Genomic DNA, 24,077 nt, shown 5'->3' on the forward strand with positions numbered 1-24,077 from the left:
TTCCGGCGCCGACACCTCTCGCCAATGGAGTCCTCACGCCCCCAGCGCGTAGGGCCCGCTCTTCTCCAGCGCCGCCTTCCAGGCCGGGCGGGCGTGCATCTTCTCTATCCAGGCGGCCATGTTCGGATAGTCCGCCAGCTTGCCCATGGCCTTGGCCACCTCGGGCACGAAGCTCATCTGGATGTCCGCGCCCGTCAGGCTGTTCCCGACGAAGAAGTCGCGGCCGGCCAGGCTCTGGTCGACGAAGGTCAGGTGGTTGGCGATCTCGGACTGGATGCGCGGGTGCAGCGGCGCGCCGGCCTCGCCCAGGCGACCGACATACATGTTCAGCAGCAACGGCAGCATGGCCGAACCCTCGGCGTAGTGCAGCCACTGCTGATAGAGGTCGTAGTCGGCGCTGGCCACGTCGGGGGCCAGACGGCCGCCGCCATGACGGCGGATGACGTAGTCGATGATCGCGCCGGACTCGATGATCACCTTGCCGGCGTCCTCGATCACCGGCGACTTGCCCAGCGAATGGACTGCGGTCAGCGACGGCGGCGCCAAGCGCGTCTGGGGATCGCGCGTGTGCTGGACGATCTCGTAGGGCAGGCCCAGCTCCTCCAGCAGCCAGAGGATCCGCTGCGAGCGTGACTCGTTGAGGTGGTGGACCTTCAGCATGGGGTCTCCCTTTTTCGCGAGATTATGTTGCAGCGCGGCATTGCTCGCAGATGCGAAATGCGCCACGTTAAAAGAAAACAATTGTTTGGCTTAAAACGCCTGTTTGGCCAAGGGGAGCAAGCCATGACCACGACGATCGCGCGGGACAACGCCGAAAACCTCGTCCTTCCGGGCCTGATGGGCCTTCTGCGCGAGGCAGCCGACGCGGCGGGGCTGTTCGTGGCCGAGGCCAAACCGGCCGTGCTCGCCCACATCGCGCCCGATGGCGGGAAAGTCGACCGCAAGCTGGCCGACGTTCATCAGCATCGCGTCCACGGCTATGGCTGGTACGCCGCCTACGCCGAGCTCCTGAACCAGGTCGCCGGCTGGGCCGAGCGGCTGGAGGCCGAGGGGCGCTTTGGCGAGATCGAGGCCCTGCTGGCCCAACTTCTGTTCTCCGAATACTGCGCCCAGTTGGTCGGCGGCGTGCCGATGAACCAGGGCGAGATCGTCCGCCCGGCGCATCTGGTCGAGGACCGCGCGGTGCTGAACCGCCTCTATTCCAACGGCCTGATGAAGCTGATGGTCGAGGGCGGGACCCAGGCCGTGAAGAGCCGGATCGCCCAGCGCCTGGCCGAGGCGCGCGGCCGGCCGACGCTGGAGAACACCGGCCTCGACGAGACCTTCGAGATGATCCGCGACCAGTTCCACGCCTTCGCCGAGGAAAAGGTCACGCCTCACGCCCACCAGTGGCACCTGAAGGACGAGCTGATCCCGATCGAGCTGGTTCAGGAACTGGGCGAGCTGGGCGTCTTCGGCCTGACCATTCCGGAGGAATATGGCGGCAGCGGCATGGGCAAGACCGCCATGTGCGTGGTGTCAGAGGAGCTGTCGCGCGCCTGGATTGGCGTCGGGTCCCTGGCCACCCGCTCGGAGATCGCCGGCGAGCTGATCCTGACCGGCGGCACGGAAGACCAGAAGCAGTACTGGCTGCCCAAGATCGCCAGCGCCGAGATCCTGCCGACCGCCGTCTTCACCGAACCGAACACCGGCAGCGACCTCGGCTCCCTGCGCACCCGCGCCGAGCTGAAGGGCGACCACTATGTGGTGACCGGGAACAAGACCTGGATCACCCACGCCGCCCGCGCCGACGTCATGACCCTCTTGGTCCGCACCGAGCCGGGCACCACCGACTATCGCGGCCTGTCGATGCTGCTGGCGCCCAAGCCGCGCGGGACCGACGCGGCCCCCTTCCCGGCCGAAGGCATGAGCGGCGGCGAGATCGAGGTGATCGGCTATCGCGGCATGAAGGAATACGAGCTGGGCTTCGACGGCTTCACCGTGCCGGCCGAGAACCTGCTGGGCGGCGTGCCCGGCCAGGGCTTCAAGCAGCTCATGGCCACCTTCGAGAGCGCTCGCATCCAGACCGCCGCCCGCGCCGTGGGGGTGGCCCAAGCCGCGCTGGAGACTGGCCTCGGCTACGCTCTGGACCGCAAGCAGTTCGGCCAGGCGATCTTCGAGTTCCCGCGCGTGGCCAACAAGCTGGCCATGATGGCGGCCGAGATCATGGGCGTGCGCCAGCTGACCTATTACGCCGCCCGCCAGAAGGACGAGGGCAAGCGCTGCGACCTCGAGGCCGGCATGGCCAAGCTGATCGCGGCCCGCGTCGCCTGGGCCGCCGCCGACAACGCCCTGCAGATCCACGGCGGCAACGGCTTCGCCATGGAGTACGCGGCCAGCCGCCTGCTGGCCGACGCCCGGATCCTGAACATCTTCGAGGGCGCCGGCGAGATCCAGGCCCAGGTCATCGCGCGGCGGCTGCTGGACGGCGGGAATTAGCGGCAAGGCAAGCTCCCTCTCTCTTGGAGAGAGGGTTGGGGTGAGAGGTTACGGCGTCAGACGGAGTGCCGGCACGCCGTCGACCAGCGTACCCACTCACCCTCCCACCGCTTCGCGGCGAGCCCCTCCCTCTCTCCGCGAGAGAGGGTTCATATTCATGCCCTTGTCCGCCGCCGGAGCATCAGCTTAGCCTCCATCCTTTCCCGCTTAAGGACGCCCCATGCTGACCACGACCCGCCGCTCCGCCCTCGTCTCGGCATTCGCGACCACGGGCCTGGCGGCGTTCGGGAGTCGGGCGTTCGCGCGGGAGACCGGCGGGGTCGCCGCCGCCATCGACCAGTACGCCCAGGACGTGATGGCCGCCTTCCCCGACCAGCCTGGCCTGGGGATCACCGTCGTCGAGAACGGCAAGGTCACCCTGGCCAAGGGCTATGGGGTCAAGACGCTGGGGACCCAGGACCGCTGCGACGAGAACACCATCTTCGGCATCGCCTCGAACACCAAGGCCATGACCGCCGCCTTGATCGGCATGCTGGTCGAGGAAGGCCGCCTTTCCTGGGACGATCCCGTCACCAGGCACCTGCCCGATTTCGCGATGAGCGATCCGATCGTCACCAAGCTGATGACGGTCCGCGACCTGCTGGTCCATCGCAGCGGCCTGACGCTGGGCGCCGGGGACCTGATGCTCTGGCCCTCGCCCACCCACACCCGGGCCGAGATCGTGGCGGGCCTCAAATACCTGCCGATCGGCGGCCAGTTCCGGGGCGGCTACGCCTATGACAACGTCCTCTATGTCGCCGCCGGGGCGGTGATCGAGGCGGTCAGCGGCCAGCGCTGGGAAGAGATGATCAAGACGCGGATCTTCGATCCGCTGGGCATGACCAGCACCGTCGCCAGCCCGGCCCTGGTCGATCGGTCCCGCCGCGCCTCGCCGCACGCGCGCCTGGGTCCGCCGACGCGCGGCCTGGGGCCCCAGAAGGTGCTGCCGTTCGACGCCAGCTTCGACGCGGCCGCCCCCGCCGGCGGGACCAACTCGACGCCCAAGGACATCGGCCGCTGGATGCTCGTCCAGCTGGGGCTGGGCATGCTGCCCGACGGCAAGCGCCTGTGGAACGAACCGACCGCCCGCGAGATGTGGAAGCCGCACACCATCACCAGCTGGTCGGACGGCCCCACGGCCGAGAACCCCGCGCGCCCCTCGATGCAAGCCTATGGCCTGGGCTGGTTCGTGCAGGACCATCGCGGCGAGCGCCTGCTGTGGCACACGGGCGGCCTGGCTGGCTTCATCTCCTATACGGGGCTGCTGCCGGGCCGGAAGTCGGGGATCATGATCATGACCAACGCCGAGGAGACGCCCGTGCTGCGATCCTTGCGCTTTGGCGGTCCCGACCGCCTGCAGGGCCGCGCCGACTACGACTGGATCGCCTCCAGCAAGCGCGTCCAGGCCGAGGCCGAAGCCCAGACCCTGAAGGATCTCGCCCGGGCCACCACGCCCTCGTCCGGCGCCAAGCCCAGCCTGCCGCTGGAAGCCTATGCGGGCGTCTATCGCGATCCCTGGTACGGCGCGGTGACGATCAGTGTTGTCGGCCCATCCGGAAAGAAGGGCGGCAAGACCCGGAGCCTTCGCGTCTCGTTCGACAAGACCCCCGCCCTGCGCGGCAAGCTCGAGCCCTTCGACGGCGAGACCTTCAAGACGGTGTTCGACGATCGCACGCAGGAGGACGCCTTCATCACCTTCGACCTGAAGGACGGGCGCGTCGTCTCGGCCCTGGTCAAGGCGGTCTCGCCGCTGGCCGATTTCAGCTACGACTACCAGGACCTGCGGCTGACGCGGGTGTCGTGAGCGGGCCATCGTCCTCGCCCCCGCGCGATCGGGAGGCCGGAAGCGCCAGGCCCCCGAGACGGAATAGGCCTCAGCGCGGCTTCCAGCCCTCGGCGATCATGGCGATCTGCTTGTCCATCGCCGACGACATCTGGGCCGCCGGAAGCGCGCCGCCCGCCGCGGCCGCCATCCGGTAGTTCCAGGCATAGGCGGCCTTCAGCGTGTCCACGATCAGCGGCAGGTCGAGGTCCTCGCGCACCTCGCCCTTGCCCATGCCCTCGCGCAGCACGTCGAGCAGCATCTCCGTCAGGCGCGAGTTGCGGCCATAGGGCGTCACGCCCGGATCGTTGCTCGGATTGTACGAGGCCGCGATGTGAGCCAGGAACAGCTTCACCCTCCGCGTCTCGAACGCGTAGTGGATGGCGAAGATCGAGCAAAGCTTGTCGGCCGTGCTGCCCCGCAGAAACGGGATCACCCTATCGAACTCGGCGTAGAGCTCGCCAAGCCTGTGGTCCATCACATGGCTCAGCACCTCGGCCTTGGAGGCGAAGGTGGTGAACACGCTGCCGACCGAGACCCCCGCCCGCTCCGCGATGGCGCGGATGGTGGTCTCGTCGTATCCGATCTCGTTGAAAAGGTCGCGCGCCGCCTCGAGAACCTTCTCGCGCGTCGCGGCCTTCTGTTCTTCCCTTACGCCCACGCACGTCCCCCTCGAACACGCCAGCGCCCTCGTTGACCTCAAAGACGCCCCGTCCCCCCCGGAACGGGATCGTCGATCGTCAGAGTCTGTCCATTTGTGATGAAAACATCACAAATGGATAAACAGGCTCTATCTCAAACACTTAGAGCGTGGCGAACGCCGAAACCGCTAACACTTTCGGCGGCCACGCTCTAGGCGCGAGCGCTCGCGAGAATGATCTTGAGTTGATTCGACAGACGCTCAAGCAGAGCATCCACCGACCACCCGTCGTAAACCGCGCGACGATAGTTGGCGAGATAAACGTCCCAGACGATTTCCGCCAACAGCTTGGCGTCGACATCGGCCTTCAGCTGCTTTTGCTCGACACCACGGCGCAGAGCCTCGTCGATCAACTGAAAGAGCGGCTTGATATCGGCGCGAGCGCGGCGCTCGGCGGCTTCCGAACGAGTCCAGGACACCGCGATGCTGGCGCGCAGCAGCGGCAGTTGCTCGACATGGAAGCTGTAGGCGACGCCGAACAGACCCATCAGCGCCTCGTCCACCGTCTTGGCGGCGCGGGCGGCCTGGGTCATCTGGGCGTGGATGACTTCGTAGTCGGCGGTCAGGATTTCCTCGAACAGCTCCGACTTGTCGGCGAAGCTGGCGAAGACGGCGCCGGTCGACATGCCGGCGGCCTGGGCGATGTCACGGATCGTGGCGCCCTCATAGCCGCGCTCGCTGAACAGGCGGCGGGCCGCGGCCAGGACGCGTTCACGGGTGCGCTGCTTGGCCAGCGCCCGGCGGGTCAGCTTCACCGGGGCCTCGGCGCCCTGGTCGATATTGACGGATACGAAGCTCATGCGGCGGCCTCCAGGCGGGCGAGAGCGGCTTCCGCCCGCTTCTCGAACTCGGTGCAATATTCATCGACGACGTTCTGAAGGACGTCGGCGTAACGGCGGGCCAGTTGGCGACCATCCTGCGCGGCGTCGCGCAGATCGGTGATCAACTGGCGGACTTCTGCCATGGCCTCTTCGCGCTCGAACGCGGAGGTCGCGGTCAGGTCCACAGAGCGGGCGCTCCGAGCCATGCGGTGTCTCCTACCCCCGCTGGGGTCAGTAAAAACGTTGCACGATCCGCGGTGGGGGAGGTTGATCGTGTTCAACGAACGCAGACTACTAAATAGGACGGGCGGGCCTTAACGCCAGGGAAGCGCGTTGGCAACCGCGAAAACCTGGGCGAAATGCTTAAGTGATCACGCTCAACCTAAGTATGTGAGCGCCACCTTAGCGTCACTGCGACAAATTACCGCCGAACAAGTTCGGCGAACGCACTCAACGGACGGTGGTCTACGGCGTCGGCGACACTATGGCGCGTCGCCGCGCGAGCCCTTATCCTGCGGCCATGTCCCACCTGTTCGACTTCCTCGTCCCGGCCGCCCTCCTGGCGGTTCTGATCGCCCTGGGGGCGGGCCTGTACGCCCTGTTCCGCGGGGGCGATTTCGGGCGCTCGTACTCCAACAAGCTGATGCGGCTGCGGGTGCTCCTGCAATTCATCGCCATCATCGTCCTGGTCGCCGCCGCCTTCTGGTGGCGGAAGGGCGCTTGAGACCAGCGCTCTAGATAACGCCACTCAGAGAACGAGAGTCCGCGACGCATGGTCACGCTGAACCGTATCTACACGCGCACGGGCGACGCCGGATCGACGCGCCTGGCGACCGGAGCGCCGGTCAGCAAGGCCTCGCAACGGGTCGAGGCGTATGGCGGCGTGGACGAGACCAACGCCGCGATCGGTCAGGCGCGACAGCATACCGCGGGCGATCCGGCGCTCGACGCGATCCTGGAGCGCGTCCAGAACGATCTCTTCGACCTGGGCGCGGACCTGGCGACGCCCGAGCAGCATGGCAAGCCGGAGTGGGAGCCGCTGCGCATCCTCGACAGCCAGGTCGAGCGACTGGAGCGCGAGATCGACCTGCTGAACGCCGAGCTCGAGCCGCTGACCTCGTTCGTGCTGCCGGCCGGCTCGCCCGCGGCGGCGGCCCTGCACGTCGCCCGCACCGTCTGCCGGCGGGCCGAGCGGGGCTGCGTCGCGCTCATGACCGTGGAGGGCGAGATCGTCGGCGCGCCCGCGATCAAGTATCTGAACCGCCTGTCGGACCTGCTGTTCGTCGCCGCCCGCTGGGCCAACGACAAGGGCAAGGCCGACGTGCTCTGGAAGCCCGGCGCGACGCGGTAGGGCGGACTATTTCTTGGGCTGGGCCGCCGGAGCCGTCGTCGGCGCGGCCGCCGCCTCGCCGTTCAGCGGCGGGGTGTTGGGCGGGCGGCGGGTCAGGGTCTCGATCGGATAGACCGTCGCGCACTTCATCCACTTGCCGGCCCAGGCGCCGCCGCGATCCTCGCAACGCTGCTTCGGCCAGACCCACAGGCCGTGATAGGCCAGGACGCTGGCGCTGGAGAGCAGGAACAGGCCCAGAAAGATGTACTTCAGGCGGGTGAAGGTCTTGTTCATGGCCGGCCCCTTAGCGTCTTTCCGTCCCTAAGGGAATGAGCCGCGCGCCCCCTCGCCTCTCTTCTCGCGCACGCGAAAAGCGGCAAGCCCCTACGATCGTTTGAACCGGCGCGAAGATAACGCATTACGCTTACGCCAAGGGAAACTTGCATTGCGGCGCACAAGCGCTAAGTCGGTTGGCAAGCAGGAGAAAACGCAAAACCTGGAGGCGGTGAAAACCGATGAAGGTCCTAGTCCCGGTCAAGCGGGTGATCGATTACAACGTGAAGGCCCGCGTTAAGGCGGATCAGACGGGTGTCGACCTCGCCAACGTCAAGATGTCGATGAATCCCTTCTGTGAGATCGCGGTCGAGGAAGCCGTGCGTCTCAAGGAAAAAGGCGTGGCGACCGAGGTCGTCATCGTCAGCATCGGCCCGGCCCAAGCCCAGGAGACGATCCGCACGGCGCTCGCCATGGGCGGCGATCGCGGCATCCTGATCACCTCCGACGCCGACCTCGAGCCGCTGGCCGTGGCCAAGCTGCTGGCCGCCGTGGTCGCCGAGGAGAACCCCAACCTGGTCGTCATGGGCAAGCAGGCGATCGACGGCGACAACAACGCCGTCGGCCAGATGCTGTCGGCCCTGCTGGGCTGGCCGCAGGCCACCTACGCCTCGGCGCTGGAAGTGTCGGGCTCGACCGCCAAGGTCACCCGTGAAGTCGACGGCGGCCTCCAGACCCTGGACGTCGACCTGCCGGCCGTGATCACCGCCGACCTGCGCCTGAACGAGCCGCGCTATGCGTCTCTGCCCAACATCATGAAGGCCAAGAAGAAGGAAATCGCGAGCAAGACGGTCGCCGACTACGGCGTCGACGTCGCGCCGCGCCTGAAGGTCCTGAAGGTCACCGAACCGCCGAAGCGCTCGGCTGGCATCAAGGTCGAGACGGCCGCTGACCTGGTCTCCAAGCTCAATACCGCGGGGGTGCTGTAATGGCTGTTCTCGTCGTCGCCGATAACGACAACGCGCACCTGCGCGACGCGACCCACAAGACCGTCACCGCCGCCCAGAAGATCTCGGGCGACGTCGACGTCCTGGTCCTGGGCAAGGGCGCCAAGGCCGTGGCCGACGCCGCCGCCAAGATCGCCGGCGTCCGCAAGGTGCTGCTGGCCGAGTCCGAGGCCCTGGGTCACGGCGTCGCCGAAGCCCAGGCCGACGCCGTCCTGGCGCTGGCCGGCAATTACGACGCGATCCTGGTTCCGGCCACCTCGGGCGGCAAGAACTTCGCCCCGCGCGTCGCCGCCAAGCTGGACGTCGCCCCGATCTCGGACATCGTCGAGGTCGTCAGCGCCGACACCTTCACGCGTCCGATCTACGCCGGCAACGCCCTGGAGACGATCCAGTCCAGCGACGCCAAGAAGGTGATCACCGTCCGTCCGACCGCCTTCGCGGCGGCCGCGGAAGGCGGCTCGGCCTCGGTCGAGACCGTTGGCGGCGCCGACGCGGCCAAGACCCGCTTCGTCAGCGAAGAGATGGTCAAGTCCGACCGTCCGGAACTGGCCGCGGCCAAGATCGTCGTCTCGGGCGGCCGCGCCATGGGCTCGGCCGAGGAGTTCCAGCGGGTCATCGAGCCGCTGGCCGACAAGCTGGGCGCCGCCGTCGGCGCCTCGCGCGCCGCGGTCGACGCCGGCTACGCCCCGAACGACTACCAGGTCGGTCAAACGGGCAAGGTCGTTGCGCCGCAACTCTATGTCGCCATCGGCATCTCGGGCGCGATCCAGCACCTGGCCGGCATGAAGGACTCCAAGGTGATCGTCGCGATCAACAAGGACGCCGACGCGCCGATCTTCCAGGTCGCCGACTTCGGCCTGGTCGCCGACTACAAGACCGCCGTGCCGGAGCTGATGGACGCCCTGAGCGCGGCCGGCAAGTAACGGTCTCCCCTTCTCCCGCAAGGAGAGAAGGAAAAATCATGAAAGGCCCGGAGGCGACTCCGGGCCTTTTTCGTTGCCGATTTGCCTCCCAGGCGGAAATCCCGCATATCCCCGCGCCTCATGCCCCCCGCAAAGACCCTTCGCGACGCCCGATCCCTGGTCGAGGCCCGCCTGGCTCCATCCGAACGCCTGCCGGCGCTGGAGGCGGTGGCGGCGCGCTACGCGGTGGCGATCACCCCGGCCATGGCCGAACTGATCGATACGGCTGATCCCCACGACCCGGTCGCCCGCCAGTTCGTGCCGGCGCCCGCGGAGCTGGTCTCCAGTCCGGGCGAGGACGGCGATCCGATCGGCGACGCCGTCCACAGCCCTGTGGATGGAATCGTCCATCGCTATCCCGACCGCGTGCTGCTCAAGCCCACCCACACCTGCGCGGTCTATTGCCGGTTCTGCTTCCGCCGCGAAATGGTGGGCCCCGAGGGCCTGTCGAACCTGACGCCGGCCCAGCTGGACGCCGCCTTCGCCTATATCGCCGCCCGGCCCGAGATCTGGGAGGTGATCGTCACCGGCGGCGATCCGTTCGTGCTGTCGCCCCGGCGCCTGGCCGAGCTGATCGACCGGCTGGAAGCGATCGACCACGTCAAGGTCGTGCGCTTCCACACCCGCGTCCCGGCCGTCGATCCAGTCGCCGTGACGGATGACCTGGTGGCGGCGCTCAAGCGCTCGACCAAGGCCGTCTACGTCGCCCTGCACGCCAACCACGCCCGGGAGCTGACGCCCGCCGCCCGCGCCGCCTGCGCGCGCCTGGTCGACGCCGGGATCGCCATGGTCAGCCAGACCGTGCTGCTGAAGGGCGTCAACAACGATCCCGAGACGCTGGCCGCCCTGATGCGGGCCTTCGTCGAGACTCGGATCAAGCCCTATTACCTGCACCATGGGGACTTGGCCCCCGGCACGGCCCACCTGCGCACGACGCTGGAGGAGGGCCAGGCGATCATGCGAGCCTTGCGCGGTAGCCTCTCGGGCCTGGCCCAGCCGACCTACGTGCTCGATATCCCCGGCGGCCATGGCAAGGCGCCGGTGGGTCCAACCTATCTTTCGGCGGGCGCGGTGGAGGATCCGAACGGCCGTCGGCACGCCTATCCGCCCCCCGCCGACCGAGACGAATAGCCGCCCTTCGGTTGCGACGCAGCAAAGCCTTGGCGGCGCCGTGGTTTCTCGTGCTAGAAAAGCCGGCACATTCGAAGGGCGTGGGCGCGAAAGCCCGGCGCGATATCGAGCGAAGGCTTGGCGTTCATGAGTGAGATCAAGACGGTCGGCGTGATCGGCGCCGGCCAGATGGGGGCGGGCATCGCGCATGTCGTCGCCCTCGCCGGTTACGGGGTGAAGCTGCACGACGTTTCGCGCGAGCGGATCGACGCTGGCATCGCCATCATCGAGAAGAACATGGCCCGCCAGGTCGGCCGGGGCATCATCGACGACGCCGCGATGAAGGCGGCCCTGGCCCGCATCTCGCCCGCCGAGGGGCTGGAGGCCGTGGGCGCCACGGACCTGGCGATCGAGGCCGCCACCGAGAACGAAGAGGTCAAGAAGTCGATCTTCCGCGGCCTGCAGCCGCACCTGAAGCCCGACACGCTGCTGGCCTCGAACACCTCGTCGATCTCGATCACCCGCCTGGCGTCGGCGACCGATCGGCCCGAGCGCTTCATCGGCCTGCACTTCATGAACCCGGTGCCGTTGATGAAGCTGGTGGAGATCATCCGCGGCATCGCCACCGACGTGCCGACCTACGAAACTGCGGTGAACTTCGCCAAGTCGCTGGGCAAGATCACCAGCAACGCCGAGGATTTCCCCGCCTTCATCGTCAACCGCGTGCTGGTGCCGATGATCAACGAGGCGATCTACACGCTGTACGAAGGGGTCGGCACGGTCGACGCCATCGACACGGCGATGAAGCTGGGCGCCAACCATCCGATGGGCCCGCTGGAGCTGGGCGACTTCATCGGCCTGGACACCGTGCTGAGCATCATGAACGTGCTGCACGAGGGCCTGGCCGACAGCAAGTACCGTCCCTGCCCGCTGCTGGTGAAGTACGTCGAGGCCGGCTGGCTGGGCAAGAAGACCGGTCGCGGCTTCTACGACTATCGGGGCGAGACGCCGGTCCCGACGCGCTAGCCTTCTCGGCCGCGCTTCAAAGAAGAGCGGAACCGCCGCGAATTCATCGATTCAAGACTGTTCCGCTCTCCCGAAGCCGGCGGAATGGGGTTCCGACAGCCAGGCCGCCGGGATCCTGGCGGTAGGACCGGCGACCATCTCCGCGGCTCGCCAATATTCCCCACCGGCGCGCCTCGAAAGCGCGCCTCTTCTCGCCCGCCAAAGCCAAGTTGTCATTGACCAGCGATCCACGTTCTCTTGACTTGCCGTCCGTTCAGGCGGTGTTATGCAAACGTTTCCCGCTTAGCGCGAAATGATAGAGCATGCGCGGCGTGATCTTTGGGTCCTGGACGCCCGCGAACGCATGGACGCGGCCCAGCGATATCGCGAGGCCTGCGCTCACCTGTTCGACGTCACCCTGCTGACGCCGGACGAGGTCTTCTACAATCGCATGGAGGGCTACAACCTCGCGGGCGTGGTCCTGGCGCGCTGCTCGGGCGTGCCTCAGCGCTTCGAGCGCAAGCCGTCGCACATCGCCGCCGACGCCACGGACTCGGTCATGGCCGTGCTGGAGTTGGAGTCGGCCGGCTGGCGAGGCGACTATGACGGCCGCGTGGCCAATAGCGAGATGGGCGCGATCCGCCTGATCGACATGGCCCGCCCCTTCGACATGGTCACCGAGACCTACGAGACGGTGCACCTTATCCTGTCGCGCACCGCCCTGGAGCCCCATACCGCCGATCTGAACTTCCATGGCTGCGTGGTCAGCGAGGACAGTCCCAGCGGACGCCTGCTGGGCTCGCACCTGCGGGCGACGTGGGCCGGCGCGGCGGCGATGTCGGCGACCGATCTGACCCTGGCCGGCAAGGCCGCCGCGGCGTTGGTCAGCGCGGTGATCCTGGCCCACGGCTCGCCGGCCGGCGACGACGTCCGCCCCGTCGAGAAGATGCTGCTCGCCTCGGCCCAGCGCTTCGTCACCCAGAACCTTTCGGATCCCGACCTGTCGCCGGAGGCCGTCCGCGATCACATCGGGGTCTCGCGCAGCCTGCTCTACAAGGTGTTCGAGCCGGTCGGCGGGGTCAGCGCCTTCATCCAGGCGCGGCGCCTGGACCAGGCCTTCGACGAGATCACGGGCGACCAGGCCAATCAGCGAACCCTCGCCGAGATCGGCTATCGCGTGGGCTTCCGCTCCGACGCCCATTTCAGCCGCGCCTTCCGCGCCCGGTTCGGCATGACCCCGGGCCGCCTGCGCCAGTTGGGCGAACCCGCGCGCCGCCAGGGATTGTCGGCCATCGAGCGGCCCGACGACGTGTTCGCGTGGTTGCGCGGACTTCTCTGAGCCCTACCCCGCCCCCAGCGCCACGGCGACGTGGTAGGTCACGAAGGCGGCCAGGTAGGCTAGGCTGACCATGTAGACGAACATCACGGTCGGCCAGACCCAGCTGTTGGTCTCGCGCTTGACCACGCCCAGGGTGGGCAGGCACTGCGGGGCGAAGACGTACCAGGCCAGGAACGACAGGGCGCTGGCCAGGGACCACTGGTTCTTCAGCAGGGTCGATAGCGCGCCCGTCTCGCCGTCCTCGCCGCTCACCGCGTAGACGGTGCCCAGCACCGCCACGGCGACCTCGCGGGCGGCCATGCCCGGGATCAGGGCCACGGTCATCTGCCAGTTGAAGCCGATCGGGGCCATCAGCGGGGCCAGGAACTGACCGAGGCGGCCGGCGATGCTGTAGTCGATGGCCGGCCCCGTCGCGCCTTCCGGCGGATAGGGGAAGGTCGACAGCACCCAGACCAGCACCATAAGCGGCAGGATGATGCGGCCGGCGCGAGCCATGAAGATGCGGGCGCGGGTCCAGAGGTTCATCGCCACGTTGCGCGGCTCGGGCCAGCGATAGGTCGGCAGCTCCATCATGAACGGCTCGACCGCCCCGCGCCAGAACACGCGCCGGATGACGAACGAGACCAGCAGCGCGCTGACGATGCCGCTGGCGTACAGGCCAAACATCACCAGCCCCTGCAGGGACAGGAACCCGGCCACGGTGTGCTGGGGAATGAAGGCGCCGATGATCAGGGTGTAGACGGGGATCCGCGCCGAGCAGGTCATCAGGGGCGCGACCAGGATCGTGGTCAGCCGGTCTTCCCGGTTGTCGATCACCCGCGTCGACATGATGCCGGGGATGGCGCAGGCGAAGCTGGACAGCAGCGGAATGAACGCCCGGCCGTGCAGGCCCGCGCCGCCCATGATCCGGTCCATCAGGAAGGCCGCGCGGGCCATGTAGCCGCTGTCCTCCAGCATCAGGATGAAGAAGAACAGGATCAGGATCTGCGGCAGGAAGACCAGCACGCTGCCGACGCCGGCGATCAGGCCGTCGGCGATGAAGCTGGTCAACAGTCCTTGCGGCAGATGGGTGTTGGTGAACGCCACGAGCGCGGCGAAGCCCGCGTCGATGCCGTCCATGGCCGGCGTGGCCCAGGTGAACACCGCCTGGAACATCACGAACAGCAGGGTCAGCAGGATCACCAGGCCCGCCACCGGATGCAGAAGCACGCCGTCGATCTTGCCGGTCACCGTGTCGGGCCGCTCGGGCGGCTTCACGCAGGCCTTGAAGATGCGCTGGGCCTCGGCGTGGGCGGCGCGGATCTCGGCGGCGGTCGGCTCGCGCCAGACGCTCTCGGCTTCGGGCTTCTGAGCGGCGATCAGGCCTTCGACCTGTTCCAGGAGCTCGGGCAGGCCGCGCTTGCGAGTGGCCACGGTGGCGACGATCGGCGCGCCCAACTCACGCGAGAGGCGCTCGAGATCGATGCGCAGGCCCTGGCGCTGGGCGATGTCGAACATGTTGAGGGCCAGGACGAAGGGCCGCCCCACCTCCTTGAGCTCCAGCACCAGGCGCAGCACCAGGCGCAGGTTGGTGGCGTCGGCGACGCAGATCAGCGCCTCGGGCGCGGCCTCGCCGGCCAGTCGGCCCAGCACCGCGTCGCGGGTCACGGCCTCGTCGGGGCTGCGGGCGCGCAGGGAATAGGTGCCGGGAAGATCGAGCACGCGCATCGGGCGGCCACTGGGAGCGGTCAGCACGCCTTCCTTCCGCTCGACGGTGACGCCGGCGTAGTTGGCGACCTTCTGGCGGCTGCCGGTCAGGGCGTTGAACAGCGCGGTCTTGCCGGAATTGGGGTTGCCGACCAGGGCGACCCGGGCGGGCTGAAGCGGCGCGGAGTTGGCGGACGTGTCGGTAACGGTGGCGGCGACGCCGATATCAGGGGTCAAGGTCTTAGCGTCCGTCGAACTTCACCGAGACGGCGCCGGCCTCGCGGCGACGCAGGGCCACGCGGGTGTCGTCGACGCGGACGGCGATCGGGTCGCGGCCGAACAGGCCCTGGTGCAGCACCTCGATCGTCGCGCCCTCGACGAAGCCCATTTCCAAGAGGCGGCGCTCCAGCTCCTCGGCGGCCACGGCCTCGGCCGCGCCAGAGACGCCAGTGACCTTGACGATCACGCCGCGGTCGCCCGGCCCGGCCACGGCCAGGGGGCGAACGCCGGCCGGATCCCCAGTGGGATCAACGGCGGCGGGCTCGAATTCTGAGGATAGAACAAACGCTTCGGACATAACCGCTCCGATAAGATTGCGAACGATTATCAGTCGAGCGCGCGAATGTCGATTCAGCGATCATACGGAAGTGGGTGTATGATCCCCGTTAAGGATCCTTGGGACCGTTTGGCGCAGGGGCGTTAATCTATTCGACTTCTGGCGTTCGGATCGGTCTGATGATCCGTATCGATTCGTATGGGCGAAATGATGCGTAAGCTTATGCTGGCGCTCCTGACGGGGGCCTATCTTTGTCTGGCCTTGATCGTCTCCCTCTTCCTCTGGAGGATGGGCGCGACCCCCGCTGTCGGCGTCTCGGCCTTCATCGGCATGCTGGGCCTTTGCTTTGCGTTCCACGGCCTGCTGGCCCAGACCTTCCTGGGCGCGGCCCTGCGCATGGACATCGACACCGTCCGCGAGGCCCACGCCATCCTGCTGGACCAGGTCGAGAAGGTGGACGCCCGCGTCACCGACCTGATGGACGTCGTCGCGGCCGACGCCCAGCGCCGCGCCGAGGCCCTGTCCAGCGAAGTCAGCCATCTGGAAGACCTCGTCCACAAGATGAACGACCGGCTGGAGCGCCAGCTGAGCCAACCGGCCGCCGCCGCGCCGCGCGGGCCTCTGTCCGATCGCGCCCCGCAGGGTGATCGCCTGCTGCGGATGGTGCAGGAGGCCCTGGCCGACAACCGCGTCGACCTCTACCTGCAGCCGATCGTCAGCCTGCCCCAGCGCCGCACGGTCTATTACGAGAGCTTCTCGCGCCTGCGCGACGAGACCGGCCGCGTCATGATGCCCGCCGAATACCTGGCCGTCGCCGAGCCGGAAGGCCTGATGGCCAATATCGACAACCTGCTGCTGTTCCGCTGCGTGCAGATCGTCCGTCGCCTGGCCAAGCAGGACCGCAAGGTCGGCATCTTCTGCAACATCTCGCTGGCCAGCCTGGGCGACGAGGCCTTCTTCCCGCAGTTCCTGGAGTTCATGCAGGAGAACAAGGACCTGGCCGGCGCGGTGATCTTCGAGCTGGGTCAGGACGCCTTCGAGCGCCGCGGCCCGGTCGAGGCCCGCCACATGTCGCGCCTGGCCAGCCTGGGCTTCAGCTTCAGCCTCGACAAGGTCGTCGATCTCGACATCGACTTCCAGGACCTGGCCCGCGCCGACGTGCGCTACCTGAAGGTCGCCGCCCAGATGATGCTGAACGAGCTGGAGGAGCAGGACGGCAAGCTGGTCATCGCCTCGCTGCCCGACCTGAACGCCGCCGACTTCGCCTCCCTGACCCGCCGCTACGGCATCGAGGTCATCGTCGAGAAGGTCGAGGCCGAGAAGCAGGTCGCCGAGATCCTCGACCTCGACATCGGCTATGGCCAGGGCAACCTGTTCGGCGAGCCGCGCGCCATCCGCGACGCGATCCTGGCCGAGGCCGAACCGCCCTCGGACTTCATGCGGGGCGCTCCGCGTCGCCGGGCCGTGGGCTGGTAGGCTAGCGGGGTCGCCGCAAGCATCGGAATGACGCCGCTCCGCGTTGGCGGCAGGGTCTCCCGCGAAAGGAGCCCACCATGTCCCTCTACGACACCGAAGACGCCCGCTGGGCCGCCTGGGAGGCGCGAGACCGCGCCGCCGATGGCGCCTTCTTCGTCGCCGTGCGCACCACCGGCGTCTATTGCGTCGCCAGCTGCGCCGGCCGGCCGCTGCGCAAGAACGTCGAGTTCCACGACACGCGTGAAGGAGCCCGCGCCGCCGGCTTCCGCGCCTGCCTGCGCTGCAAACCCGACCGCGAGGCCGCGTGAGTCTCGACTGGACGCGCATCGGCGCCGAGCTGGACGCCCGCGGCTGGGCCCTGACCGGCCCGCTGCTGAAGCCGGAGACCTGCGCCGCGATCGCCGACCTCTACCCGCTGGATGCGCCGTTCCGGAGCCGGGTGGTGATGGCGCGGCACGGCTTTGGACGCGGCGAATACAAGTACTTCAGCTATCCCCTGCCGGACGTGGTGCAGCGCCTGCGCCAGGGCCTCTACGGCCCGCTGGCGCGGATCGCCAATCGCTGGGCCGAGCGTCTCGGCCAGGACCACCGCTTTTCCGAGGCGCTCGACGAGATGCTGGCGCGCTGCCACGCGGCGGGACAGGTTCGGCCGACGCCGCTGCTGCTGACCTACGGTCCCGGCGACTACAATTGCCTGCACCAGGACCTGTATGGCGAGCACGTCTTCCCACTGCAGGCGGCGTTCCTGCTCGACGAGCCCGGCCGCGACTTCGACGGCGGCGAGTTCGTCATCGTCGAACAGCGCCCCCGCCAGCAGTCCGCGCCCCAGGTCGTGCCGCTGCGCCAGGGCGAGGGCGTGATCTTCGCGGTCCGCGAACGGCCGGCCGAGGGGACGCGCGGCGTGCATCGCCGGATGCTGCGGCACGGGGTGAGCGAGGTGCGGTCGGGGCGGCGGCGGACGTTGGGCGTGATCTTTCACGACGCGACGTGACGCAAGCGCCATCTCTCCTCCCCCTCTGGGGGAGGGGGACCGGCGAACGCCGGTGGAGGGGCCCTGTGAGGCGGCGAGCGCACCACCGCTTCGCGGACCCCCTCCGTCTCGATGCGTATTCGCATCGATCCACCTCCCCCTAGTGGGGAGGAGGGTTGAGCACGACGCGACCTAGCGCCCCTCACCCCATCGGCGAGACGCCGAACAGCCCTCGGTGCAGCCCCAGCACGAACAACGCGTAGAGCACCGTCCCCGCCACCACCGCGATCAGGTCGGCTATCGGCTTGGTGACCACCGGCGCCGGCTCCTTGCGGTTCACCGCCGAGATCAGGTCGACGATCGCCCAGGCCAGGAAGGCGCCGAACAGGATCGTCGAGGCCAGGTCGCCATTGGCCAGCAGGTGGCCGCTGGCCCAGGCGATGGTTCCCAGCAGCATCGGGTGGCGCACGGTGGCCTTGATCCGTCCGACCGGTCCGTTCGAGCCGGCCAGCAGCACGAAGGCGACCCAGACCAAGCCCATGGCCGCGTGCCGTCCCCAGGTCGGCGGGTCGTAGACCTGGGGCGCGGTCGGCCGGGCCGCGATCCAGCCCAGGACGATCAGCACGAAACCCAGCCCCGCGATCAGCGCATAGAGCCCCTTCCAGCGTTTTTCATTGGCGGCGATCTGGCCGTCCCGCAGCGGCGCCGCCACGATCCGCACCGAATGGACGCCCAGGAACACGACCAGACCCAGGATTAGTATCGTCATCGGCCCCTCCCAAGGTTGTGGGAGCATAGTCATGGAACGCCGGTCTTTAGAAGCTTGACTTGGCCGATCTTGAATTCGGGCGCGCGCGAGAACAGCTAAGGCCCCGCGACATTGACGCCCCGCCTTCGGACCGGTACCGCCGCAGCATGATGGATTTCCCGCCTGGCCTTAGCGCCCTTTCCGACCGCTACGACGTCGTGCTCTGCGACGTCTGGGGCGTGATCCACAATGGGGTGAAGAGCTTCCCCGAGGCCTGCGAGGCCCTGACGTCGTGGGGTCGGGAGAAGGGCCCGGTGGTTCTGATCTCCAACTCGCCGCGCCCGTCCGCCGACGTGGTGGCGCAGCTGGACGGCCTCTCCGTGCCGCGCTCGGCCTGGAGCGGCTTCGTCACCTCGGGCGACGCGACGCGAGCGCTCTTGAAGGCCAACGCCCCCGGCAAGGTCTGGAAGGTCGGGCCGGCGCGGGACGACGTGCTCTATGACGGCATCGACCTGACGGCCGCCGGCTGCGAGGACGCCGACTTCATCTCCTGCACCGGCCTCTACGAGGACGAGAAGGAAGTCCCCGAGGACTATCGCGACCGCCTCAAGGTCGCCGCCGACCGGGGTCTGCTGTTCATCTGCGCCAATCCCGACCGCGTCGTGCAGCGGGGCGATCGCCTGATCTTCTGCGCCGGCGCCCTGGCCGATCTCTATGAAAGCCTGGGCGGCAAGGTCGTGATGGCCGGCAAGCCCTATGGCGCGATCTACGACCTGGCCTTGGAGCAGGCCGAGCGCCTGCTGGGCCGCCCCGTCGACCGCGACCGGGTGCTGTGCGTCGGCGACGGCGTCATCACCGACGTCAAGGGCGCTCACGACCAGAAGCTGGCCTGCCTGTTCATCGCCAAGGGCATCCACGGCGAGACGGCGATCGGCCCGGACGGCAAGCTGAACCCGGAAGCCGTGCTCGCGCTCCTCGAGGCCGAGCAGGTCGGCGCGACCCACGCCGTTGGCGATCTGGTCTGGTGATCGGGTTTCGGAACGCTATGCTGTGTGCAACGCACAATAAGAACCCGAGGGGAAAGCGTCGTGCAGGGTAAGTTTCTGGAAGAGCTGAGCGTTGGCCAATCGGCCGAACTGGTCCGCGTCGTCGGCGAGGCCGACATCGAGGCCTTCGCCGAGGTGACCGGCGACAACAATCCCGTCCATCTGGACGCCGAGTACGCGGCCAAGACCAGCTTCGGCGAGCGCATCGCCCATGGCATGCTCTCGGCCGGCTACATCTCGGCGGTGCTGGGCGCCAAACTGCCCGGCCCGGGCGCGATCTATCTGAGCCAGACGCTGCGCTTCAAGCGGCCGGTCAAGATCGGCGACGAAGTCACCGCCCGCGCCACCATCACCGAGATCGACGAGGCCAAGGCCCGCGTCACCTTCTCGACCGTCTGCCTCGTGAACGGCAAGCCCGTCGTCGACGGCGAGGCCGTGGTCATGGTCCCCCGCAAGGCCGCCTGATGCCCCTGAAGACGATCCAAGCCTGGAAGGACCTGCCCCCCGAAGCGCGCGGCGCGTCCGTGGCGCTGGGCAATTTCGATGGCGTCCATCGCGGCCACCAGCAGGTGATCGCCCAGGCCGCGAAAGCCGCCCTGGCCGGCCAGACGCCGCTGGGCGTGGTCAGCTTCGACCCGCATCCGCGCCGCCTGTTCCGTCCCAGCGAGCCAGCCTTCAAGCTGATGACCCACGCCCAGCAGGCCCGCGCCCTGGCCGGCCTGGGCGTCGATGTCTTCTATCTGCTGCCGTTCGACTTCGAGATGGCTAGCTATGGCGACCGCGAGTTCGTCGAGAAGGTGCTGGTCCAGGGCCTGGGCGTGAGGCACGTGGCCGTCGGCTTCGACATCTCGTTCGGCCGCGGTCGCACCGGCAGCGCCGAGCTGATGAAGGCCTATGGCGAGGAGTACGGCTTCACCGTCTCGGTGGCCGAGCCGGTGTCCGATGTCTTGGCGAGCGGCGATGGCGAGAAGTTCTCGTCGACCGGCGTGCGCGAGGCCCTGCGCGACGGCCATCCCGACCAGGCCGCCCGCATCCTGGGCCGCCCGTTCGCGATCGAGGGCGTGGTCCGCCGCGGCCAGCAGCTGGGTCGCCAGTTGGGCTTTCCCACCGCCAATGTCGAGGTCGAGGACTATGTGGTCCCCAGGCTCGGCGTCTACGCCACCCGCACGCGCCTGCCCGACGGCCGCGAGGTGCCGGGCGTGGCCAACCTCGGCAACAACCCGACCACCGGCATCGTCGAGACGCGGCTGGAGACCTGGCTGTTCGACTTCGACGAGGACCTCTACGGCCAGATCATCGAGACCGACCTGATCGCCTTCCTCCGGCCCGAGCTGAAGTTCGACAGCCTGGACCTGATGATCGAGCAGATTCGGCGGGACGAGCAAGCCGCGCGGGCGATCGTCGCGCCGGCGTTTTAGATCCTCCCCCTAGCGGGGGAGGTGTCGACTCGAAGAGGCGACGGAGGGGGAAGAGGCAAGGTCAGCAGAACTTCCCCCTCCGGTCCTTCGGACCACCTCCCCCGCTGGGGGGAGGATTTGGCGCCGCCCGCCCGAAGCCTTTGCGCCACGGGCCTCCCTCTGCTATCCCGCTGCCCCATGAGTTCCGTTCGGAAGATTTCGCGAATTATCCGCCCGGCGTGACGCCGCCGGACGATCCTCCAGCGCGCGCCGGGTTCTCCCGCCCTCTTCCGACACCTTTTCAGAGCCGGACTTAAATTCCATGGCCGACGACGCCACGCCCGCCCGCGACTATCGCGAGACCGTCTTCCTTCCCGACACCCCGTTCCCGATGCGCGCGGGCCTGCCCAAGAAGGAGCCCGAGATCCTGGAGGGCTGGGCGGCCCTTTCCGACAAGGGCCTGTACGGCGCGGTGCGCGCCAAGCGCCAGGCCGACGGCGCGCCGCTCTACGTGCTGCATGACGGCCCGCCCTACGCCAACGGCGCGATCCACATCGGCCACGCGCTGAACAAGATCCTCAAGGACTTCGTGGTCCGCAGCCGCTTCGCCCTCGGCTACGACGTCGACTACGTCCCGGGCTGGGACTGCCACGGCCTGCCGATCGAGTGGAAGATCGAGGAGAAGTTCCGTAGCCAAGGCCGCCGCAAGGACGAGGTCCCGGCCGAGGAATTCCGCCGCGAGTGCCGCGCCTATGCCGGCCAGTGGATCGAGGCCCAGAAGACCGAGTTCCAGCGCCTGGGGGTGCTGGGCGACTGGTGGAACCGCTACGCCACCATGGACTTCAGCAGCGAAGCGACCATCGTCGCCGAGTTCCACAAGTTCCTGGCCAGCGGCCAACTCTATCGCGGCTCCAAGCCGGTGATGTGGAGCCCGGTCGAGCGCACCGCTCTAGCCGACGCCGAGATCGAGTACCACGACCACGTCTCGCCTACGATCTGGGTGAAGTTCCCGGTCGTCGAGGGCTCGGAGGCCGCCCAGGGCGCCAAGCTGGTGATCTGGACGACCACCCCGTGGACGATCCCGGCCAACCGCGCCGTCTCGTACAATCCCGACATCCCCTACGCCGTCTTCGAGGTGAAGGCGCTGGAGGAAGGTCTCGAGTTCGAACCCTGGGCCAAGCCGGGCGACCGCCTGATCATCGCCGAAAAGCTGGCCGGCGATGTCTTCAAGGCCGCCAAGGTCGCGGCCTGGGAGAAGGTCGAGAGCGTCGATTGCGAAGGCATGGTCCTGACCCACCCGCTGGCCGACCTCGACGGCCACTACGGCTTCGCGGTGCCGATGCTGGCGGGCGACCACGTGACCGACGACGCCGGTACGGGCTTCGTCCACACCGCCCCGGGCCACGGCGCCGACGACTATCAGGTCTGGCTGGCCCACGGCCACCGCGAGATCCCCGAAACGGTCGATCCCGACGGCGCCTACTATCCGCATGTCGCCCTGTTCGGCGGCCTCAAGGTGCTGGAGACCGAGGGCAAGAAGGTCGGCAAGTTCGGGCCCGCCAATGGCGCGGTCATGGAGAAGCTGATCGAGGCCGGCAACCTGTTGGCGCGGGGCCGCGTCGAGCACAGCTATCCGCACAGCTGGCGCTCCAAGGCCCCGGTGATCTTCCGCAACACCCCGCAGTGGTTCATCCGCATGGACCACGCGGTGGACAGCCTCGGCGGCAAGACCCTGCGCGAGGTCGCGGTGCAGTCGCTGGCCGACACCGCCTTCCACCCGGACGCCGGTCGCAACCGCATCGGCGCGATGGTCGAGACGCGTCCGGACTGGCTGATCAGCCGCCAGCGCAACTGGGGCACGCCCCTGGCCATGTTCGTGGACAAGCACACCGGCCACCCGCTGAACGACCCCGAGGTCAACGCCCGGATTCTCGCCGCCATCCGCGAGGGCGGCGCCGACGCCTGGTTCACGCGTCCCGATAGCGACTTCCTGGGCGTCCACGACCCGGCCCAGTACGAGAAGATCACCGACATCCTCGATGTCTGGTTCGACTCGGGCTGCACCCACGCCTTCACGATCGAGGGCCGCGCCGACAGCCACTGGCCGGCGGACCTCTATCTGGAAGGCTCCGACCAGCACCGCGGCTGGTTCCAGTCCAGCTTGCTTGAAGGCTCGGGCACCCGTGGCCGCGCGCCCTACAAGGCCGTCCTGACCCATGGCTTCACCATGGACGAGAACGGCGAGAAGATGTCCAAGTCCAAGGGCAACACGGTCGAGCCGCAGAGCATCACCAAAGAGTCCGGCGCGGAAATCCTGCGCCTGTGGGCGGCGATGGTCGACTATTCGGAAGACCAGCGGATCGGCAAGACGATCCTGGCCACCACGACCGACGCCTATCGCAAGCTGCGCAACACCATGCGCTACCTGCTGGGCGCCCTGGCCGGCTTCGACGAGGCCGAGCGCGTCACCGACTATGCCGACTTCCCGCCGCTGGAGAAGTACATCCTGCACCGCCTGTGGGAGCTGGATGGCCAGGTGCGCGAGGCCTACGAGAGCTACCGCTTCTCGGACGTGATCCGGCCGCTGATCGAGTTCTGCCAGGGTGACCTGTCGGCTCTGTACTTCGACGTCCGCCGCGACAGCCTCTATTGCGACCGCCCCGACGCCCTGAAGCGCCGGGCCTATCGCACGGTGCTCGACCACGTCTTCGACCGCCTGACCATCTGGCTGGCCCCGCTGGCCAGCTTCACGATGGAAGAGGCGTGGACGACGCGCTTCCCCGAAGCCGGTCCGGTGACGCTGCGGGTGATGCCGCGGCGCGTCGACGCCTGGCGCAACGACGCCGAGGCCGCCCGCTGGGCCAAGGTCGAGACGGTCACCTCCGTCGTGACCGGCGCCCTGGAAGTCGAGCGCCGCGAAAAGCGCATCGGCTCGGCCCTGGAGGCCGCGCCGGTGGTGCACGTCGCCGACGCCGACCTGCTGGCCGCCTTCGAGGGCCTGGACGCGGCCGAGGTGTTCCGCACGTCCTCGGCCACGCTCGTGGCGGGCGACGCTGGCGCGTTCCGCGTCGACGAGGTCAAGGGCGTGTCGGTCGATCCGAACAAGGCCGAAGGCAGCAAGTGCGCCCGCTCGTGGCGCATCCTGCCGGAGGTGGGAACCGATCCGCGCTATCCGGAGCTTAGCCTTCGCGACGCCGACGCCGTGGCCCATTGGGACGCGACGCACGGTTAAAGAAGTCTCCCTCTCCCATGGGGAGAGGGGTAGGGGTGAGGGGGTAAGCCGTCGGCCGGTGTAACCCCTCACCTCCCGTC

General features: G+C 68.1%; 24 protein-coding genes and 3 pseudogenes. 19 read left to right on the plus strand and 8 right to left on the minus strand.

Annotation, left to right across the window (positions count from 1 at the left end; all coding sequences use genetic code 11):
- Positions 1–33: 33 nt before the first annotated feature.
- On the minus strand, positions 34–660 hold the full coding sequence (locus J2728_RS02755; protein ID WP_309996028.1) for a glutathione S-transferase family protein: 627 nt from the start codon (positions 658–660) through the stop codon (positions 34–36).
- A gap of 123 nt (positions 661–783) precedes the next feature.
- Between J2728_RS02755 and J2728_RS02760 the strand changes: the two genes are divergently transcribed.
- The 3 genes and pseudogenes from J2728_RS02760 (at position 784) to J2728_RS02765 (ending at position 4,321) form a co-directional block, all read left to right on the plus strand.
- Positions 784–2,478 carry an acyl-CoA dehydrogenase family protein gene (locus J2728_RS02760; RefSeq protein WP_309996030.1) on the plus strand — a complete coding sequence of 565 codons (1,695 nt, stop codon included), beginning with the start codon at positions 784–786 and terminating at the stop codon, positions 2,476–2,478.
- Positions 2,479–2,563: 85 nt separating this feature from the next.
- Positions 2,564–2,626 (plus strand): annotated as a pseudogene (locus J2728_RS22225) (hypothetical protein); the annotation flags it as partial.
- A gap of 72 nt (positions 2,627–2,698) precedes the next feature.
- A complete protein-coding gene (locus J2728_RS02765; protein ID WP_309996031.1) occupies positions 2,699–4,321 on the plus strand; it encodes a serine hydrolase in 1,623 nt (540 codons plus the stop codon).
- Positions 4,322–4,391: 70 nt separating this feature from the next.
- Here the strand turns inward: J2728_RS02765 and J2728_RS02770 are convergent, their stop codons facing one another.
- Positions 4,392–5,000: a TetR/AcrR family transcriptional regulator gene (locus J2728_RS02770; protein WP_309996034.1), complete on the minus strand. Its 609-nt coding sequence runs from the start codon at positions 4,998–5,000 to the stop codon at positions 4,392–4,394.
- 114 nt (positions 5,001–5,114) lie between these two features.
- On the opposite strand from J2728_RS02770, the pseudogene J2728_RS02775 reads away from it, so the two are divergent.
- A pseudogene (locus J2728_RS02775) lies at positions 5,115–5,192 on the plus strand (hypothetical protein); the annotation flags it as partial.
- Here J2728_RS02775 and J2728_RS02780 read toward each other — a convergent pair.
- On the minus strand, positions 5,192–5,839 hold the full coding sequence (locus J2728_RS02780) for a TetR family transcriptional regulator (RefSeq protein ID WP_309996036.1): 648 nt from the start codon (positions 5,837–5,839) through the stop codon (positions 5,192–5,194). The pseudogene J2728_RS02775 and the gene J2728_RS02780 sit on opposite strands and share 1 nt — an antisense overlap.
- Positions 5,836–6,066, minus strand: coding sequence for a CC0731 family SpdR-regulated protein (locus J2728_RS02785; RefSeq protein ID WP_309996038.1), 231 nt, complete (start codon positions 6,064–6,066; stop codon positions 5,836–5,838). Before J2728_RS02785 ends, J2728_RS02780 begins: the two co-directional genes overlap by 4 nt.
- A gap of 314 nt (positions 6,067–6,380) precedes the next feature.
- On the opposite strand from J2728_RS02785, the gene J2728_RS02790 reads away from it, so the two are divergent.
- Positions 6,381–6,584 carry a twin transmembrane helix small protein gene (locus tag J2728_RS02790; protein ID WP_082769664.1) on the plus strand — a complete coding sequence of 68 codons (204 nt, stop codon included), beginning with the start codon at positions 6,381–6,383 and terminating at the stop codon, positions 6,582–6,584.
- Positions 6,585–6,632: 48 nt separating this feature from the next.
- A complete protein-coding gene (locus J2728_RS02795; RefSeq protein ID WP_309996043.1) occupies positions 6,633–7,211 on the plus strand; it encodes a cob(I)yrinic acid a,c-diamide adenosyltransferase in 579 nt (192 codons plus the stop codon).
- A 6-nt stretch (positions 7,212–7,217) separates the two neighbouring features.
- Here J2728_RS02795 and J2728_RS02800 read toward each other — a convergent pair whose 3' ends face one another.
- Entirely contained in the window at positions 7,218–7,484 is a 267-nt protein-coding gene (locus tag J2728_RS02800; protein WP_309996046.1) for a hypothetical protein, read from the minus strand.
- 221 nt (positions 7,485–7,705) lie between these two features.
- Between J2728_RS02800 and J2728_RS02805 the strand changes: the two genes are divergently transcribed.
- The 5 genes from J2728_RS02805 (at position 7,706) to J2728_RS02825 (ending at position 12,886) form a co-directional block, all read left to right on the plus strand.
- The gene (locus J2728_RS02805) at positions 7,706–8,452 is read left to right on the plus strand and encodes an electron transfer flavoprotein subunit beta/FixA family protein (RefSeq protein WP_309996049.1); all 747 of its coding nucleotides are present in this window, start codon (positions 7,706–7,708) and stop codon (positions 8,450–8,452) included.
- Positions 8,452–9,393, plus strand: a complete 942-nt coding sequence (locus J2728_RS02810; RefSeq protein ID WP_309996052.1) for an electron transfer flavoprotein subunit alpha/FixB family protein — start codon at positions 8,452–8,454, stop codon at positions 9,391–9,393. The genes J2728_RS02805 and J2728_RS02810 overlap by 1 nt, the downstream gene beginning before the upstream one ends.
- Positions 9,394–9,513: 120 nt before the next feature.
- A complete protein-coding gene (locus J2728_RS02815; RefSeq protein WP_309996055.1) occupies positions 9,514–10,563 on the plus strand; it encodes a lysine-2,3-aminomutase-like protein in 1,050 nt (349 codons plus the stop codon).
- A 126-nt stretch (positions 10,564–10,689) separates the two neighbouring features.
- On the plus strand, positions 10,690–11,568 hold the full coding sequence (locus J2728_RS02820) for a 3-hydroxybutyryl-CoA dehydrogenase (RefSeq protein ID WP_309996057.1): 879 nt from the start codon (positions 10,690–10,692) through the stop codon (positions 11,566–11,568).
- Positions 11,569–11,860: 292 nt separating this feature from the next.
- Positions 11,861–12,886, plus strand: a complete 1,026-nt coding sequence (locus J2728_RS02825; protein WP_309996059.1) for a helix-turn-helix domain-containing protein — start codon at positions 11,861–11,863, stop codon at positions 12,884–12,886.
- Positions 12,887–12,889: 3 nt separating this feature from the next.
- Here J2728_RS02825 and feoB read toward each other — a convergent pair whose 3' ends face one another.
- The gene (gene feoB / locus J2728_RS02830) at positions 12,890–14,809 is read right to left on the minus strand and encodes a ferrous iron transport protein B (protein ID WP_309996062.1); all 1,920 of its coding nucleotides are present in this window, start codon (positions 14,807–14,809) and stop codon (positions 12,890–12,892) included.
- A 4-nt stretch (positions 14,810–14,813) separates the two neighbouring features.
- Positions 14,814–15,149, minus strand: a complete 336-nt coding sequence (locus J2728_RS02835; RefSeq protein ID WP_309996066.1) for a FeoA family protein — start codon at positions 15,147–15,149, stop codon at positions 14,814–14,816.
- A 189-nt stretch (positions 15,150–15,338) separates the two neighbouring features.
- On the opposite strand from J2728_RS02835, the gene tipF reads away from it, so the two are divergent.
- The 3 genes and pseudogenes from tipF to J2728_RS02850 all read left to right on the plus strand — a co-directional run bounded on the left by tipF (position 15,339) and on the right by J2728_RS02850 (position 17,595).
- Positions 15,339–16,604 carry a flagella assembly cyclic-di-GMP phosphodiesterase TipF gene (gene tipF, locus J2728_RS02840; protein ID WP_309997557.1) on the plus strand — a complete coding sequence of 422 codons (1,266 nt, stop codon included), beginning with the start codon at positions 15,339–15,341 and terminating at the stop codon, positions 16,602–16,604.
- Between the two features lie 77 nt (positions 16,605–16,681).
- Positions 16,682–16,897: pseudogene (locus tag J2728_RS02845) on the plus strand (Ada metal-binding domain-containing protein); the annotation flags it as partial.
- A gap of 11 nt (positions 16,898–16,908) precedes the next feature.
- On the plus strand, positions 16,909–17,595 hold the full coding sequence (locus J2728_RS02850) for a 2OG-Fe(II) oxygenase (protein WP_309996071.1): 687 nt from the start codon (positions 16,909–16,911) through the stop codon (positions 17,593–17,595).
- A 181-nt stretch (positions 17,596–17,776) separates the two neighbouring features.
- Here J2728_RS02850 and J2728_RS02855 read toward each other — a convergent pair whose 3' ends face one another.
- Entirely contained in the window at positions 17,777–18,343 is a 567-nt protein-coding gene (locus J2728_RS02855) for an NnrU family protein (protein WP_309996074.1), read from the minus strand.
- A 146-nt stretch (positions 18,344–18,489) separates the two neighbouring features.
- Here J2728_RS02855 and J2728_RS02860 point away from each other — a divergent pair, with 146 nt between their 5' ends.
- The 5 genes from J2728_RS02860 to ileS all read left to right on the plus strand — a co-directional run bounded on the left by J2728_RS02860 (position 18,490) and on the right by ileS (position 23,997).
- Positions 18,490–19,350, plus strand: coding sequence for a TIGR01459 family HAD-type hydrolase (locus J2728_RS02860; RefSeq protein ID WP_309997559.1), 861 nt, complete (start codon positions 18,490–18,492; stop codon positions 19,348–19,350).
- 36 nt (positions 19,351–19,386) lie between these two features.
- Positions 19,387–19,833, plus strand: coding sequence for a MaoC family dehydratase (locus tag J2728_RS02865; protein WP_309997561.1), 447 nt, complete (start codon positions 19,387–19,389; stop codon positions 19,831–19,833).
- Positions 19,833–20,786, plus strand: a complete 954-nt coding sequence (locus J2728_RS02870; protein ID WP_309996077.1) for a bifunctional riboflavin kinase/FAD synthetase — start codon at positions 19,833–19,835, stop codon at positions 20,784–20,786. Before J2728_RS02865 ends, J2728_RS02870 begins: the two co-directional genes overlap by 1 nt.
- A gap of 177 nt (positions 20,787–20,963) precedes the next feature.
- Positions 20,964–21,008 carry a hypothetical protein gene (locus J2728_RS02875; RefSeq protein ID WP_181242883.1) on the plus strand — a complete coding sequence of 15 codons (45 nt, stop codon included), beginning with the start codon at positions 20,964–20,966 and terminating at the stop codon, positions 21,006–21,008.
- 79 nt (positions 21,009–21,087) lie between these two features.
- A complete protein-coding gene (gene ileS, locus J2728_RS02880) occupies positions 21,088–23,997 on the plus strand; it encodes an isoleucine--tRNA ligase (protein ID WP_309996079.1) in 2,910 nt (969 codons plus the stop codon).
- Positions 23,998–24,077: the final 80 nt, after the last annotated feature.

The organism is Caulobacter segnis (assembly GCF_031454995.1).
GTDB lineage: Bacteria > Pseudomonadota > Alphaproteobacteria > Caulobacterales > Caulobacteraceae > Caulobacter > Caulobacter segnis_E.